Raw genomic sequence first — 2,932 nt, forward strand, 5'->3', positions numbered from 1 at the left:
GAGAAAAGCCTCAACTCCAATCCCCGCTTGGGATTTACTTCGAGAAGCCCAAAATCGCTGAAACCCAGATATATCAAGGGAAAATCATAAATCGAGGTTAACCCTTTGTCCCGTAATGGTTTGAGCCTTTTTTGCTTACCGAAAACGCCTAAGTCCCACTAACCATGAAAACAACACAAGTAAGCTCCGATTTACATATATGCCATCTCTAGCAGATTCTTTGAGTTTTGATGGAGCCTTCCCAATCACGGCTGATTTAACAGGTTCTGGGGATTTAAGTGTATCCATCGAAACCCCTCCCTTAGGAGTCCTGAACTCTAACTCCTCCCCATCTACAGTATCCTCTGAGGCCCCCACGGTTTCAGCCTCCCCTACTGCTAAGAGTTCCCCATTGTTTCCCGCTCCTCTTAGTATTAACTCTTCTCGTTATTCCACCAGTCCAGGGTTGGGTCTTGCCTCTGTACCCGCCGCTGCCCCCGTCACCACCAGTCCAGCGTTGGGTCTTGCCTCTGTACCCACCGCTGCCCCCGTCACCTCAGAGCTAGAACCGGCAGCAACTAGGACTCTTGCCCCCCATGCTCCCAATCAACTCATTGTCAAGTTTAAGCAGGGGATCGCCAGTGCCCAAGTTGCTCAGTTTCAGTCCCTCTTTGGTGCTGTCAGAACCCAGACGATTAAACTGACGGGGGCGCAGGTTTGGAAGTTATCCGGGTCGCTCTCTGTGGAGAAGATTCTGGCACAATATCGCTCCAATCCGATTTTTGAATACATTGAACCCGACTATATTCGGACGGTGGGTGCATTTACTCCCGAGGCGACATTCCCCAATTACCCCAGTTTTAATCAACTTTGGGGACTGCATAACACCGGACAAAATGGTGGTACTCCCGATGCCGATATTGATGCCCCTGAAGCCTGGGATATTCAGACCGGCAATCCTAATTTAGTGATTGGGGTTATTGATACGGGGGTGGACTACAATCACCAAGACCTAGTTGGCAACATCTGGACAAACCCAGGGGAAATTGCCAACGACGGCATTGACAACGATGGCAATGGCTACATTGATGACATTCGCGGTTGGGACTTTGCCTATAACGACAATAACCCCAGTGATGTTTATGGTCACGGAACCCATGTTTCGGGAACCATTGCTGGCAAAGGAAATAATGGGGTAGGCGTGACGGGGGTGGCTTGGAATGCCAAAATCATGCCGCTGAAGTTTTTGAATGATCAAGGATCAGGCTCTACCTCCAATGCCATTTTGGCAATTAACTATGCGACGGCCAAAGGAGTTAAGCTCACCAATAATTCCTGGGGAGGCGGCGGTTTTAGTCAAGCGCTCTACGATGCGATTAACGCGGCGGGTCAGGCGGGGGCTTTATTTATTGCGGCGGCTGGTAATAATGGTAACAATAATGATGCGAATCCTTTCTATCCCGCCAGCTACAACCTTGCCAACCTTATTTCAGTTGCCGCTACCAATCGTAATGATCAACTGGTGACATTTGCTAACACTGGTGGTTGGTGGGGTTCCAACTATGGCTTAACCAGCGTAGACTTAGGCGCACCTGGTTCAGACATTTACAGCACCACTCCCAACAATAACTATGCCACCTATTCAGGGACATCCATGGCCAGTCCCCATGTAACTGGGGCGGCGGCTTTATTGTGGTCACAAAATCCTACTTGGACAGCCCAACAGGTGAAAAACACCTTAATGAACACGGGCGACCCCCTGGCATCCCTTGCCGGTAAAACGGTTTCTGGTAAGCGGCTCAATGTTTTTAATGCTTTGGGGGCTAACTTACCTTCTGTCACCGTCAGTGTCAGCCCGGCCAGTGTGCAGGAAGACGGTACGACTAACTTGGTTTATACCTTTACTCGCACTAACTTAAACCTGAGTTCTCCCCTGACCGTTAACTTCGGGGCGAGTGGCATAGCCAACGCCGCCCCGGTGGGAAGTGACCCAGCCGATTACAACGTATTAACAGGTAGTGGTGTCATCTTCGACCCGACGACAAAACTGGGAACCGTCACTTTTGCTGCTGGTGCGACAACGGCAACGGTCGAGGTTGATCCGATTGCTGACACCGTACAGGAAAACAGCGAATCAGTTATTTTAACCGTCAATTCTGGGACGGGCTACATTGATGGTTCTCCTAATACAGCAACGGGAACTATTATTTCTGAGGAAGGGTTTACCACCTACTTCTCGGATGATTTTGCCAATAACACGAAGGGTTGGACTCTGGGGAAAGAATGGCAAATCGGTGCCGCCACAGCTTCTACAGGTCAAAATTATGGGAACCCTGATCCCGGAACGGACAATACTCCCACAGCCGATAATGGTGTAGCTGGGGTTGTTATTGGTGGAAATGCCTCTACAGCCTTGCACGGCTTCTATTATTTAACCAGTCCGGTTATCAACACCAGCACCGCTAATAAGCTGTTCTTTGAATTTGCCCGTTGGCTCAATAGTGACTACACTCCCTTTGTGCAGAACAAAGTTGAGATCTTCAACGGTTCTAGCTGGGTCAATCTTTTGCCTAACAATTTCGACGAGGCTCCAGGAGTCCAAGATAACGCTTGGACCCCTCAACAATTTGATATTAGTGCCTACAAGAGTGCCTCAACTCAAATTCGTTTCGGGTTCAATGTTGGTAGCACTGATGTATTTACAGTAAGTTCGTGGAACCTTGATGATGTCAAAATCTATGGTGATGGGGGGATTACGACAAAATCAATCTCGATCGCCAAAACCACCGATGGTAAGGAAGCAGGTTCAGTAAGCAGTGTCTTTACCCTCACCCGCACCGGCGACCTCTCCAGTGCCTTAACGGTTAACTACACCCTGGCGGGTACTGCTACCCTCGGCAGCGACTACAATGACCCTGGAGCCGGCAAAGCCACCTTTGCGGCAGGTTCCTCC

Annotated in this window: 1 protein-coding gene; it reads left to right on the forward strand. The window is 49.6% G+C overall.

Features of this window, described 5'->3' with window-relative positions; all coding sequences use genetic code 11:
• Nucleotides 1-199: 199 nt before the first annotated feature.
• The coding region (locus PX636_RS02185) for a S8 family serine peptidase (protein ID WP_288116088.1) at nucleotides 200-2,932 on the forward strand (2,733 nt) is incomplete at its 3' end.

Source organism: Microcystis sp. M53598_WE2 (assembly GCF_030067735.1).
GTDB classification, from domain to species: Bacteria; Cyanobacteriota; Cyanobacteriia; order Cyanobacteriales; family Microcystaceae; genus Microcystis; species Microcystis aeruginosa.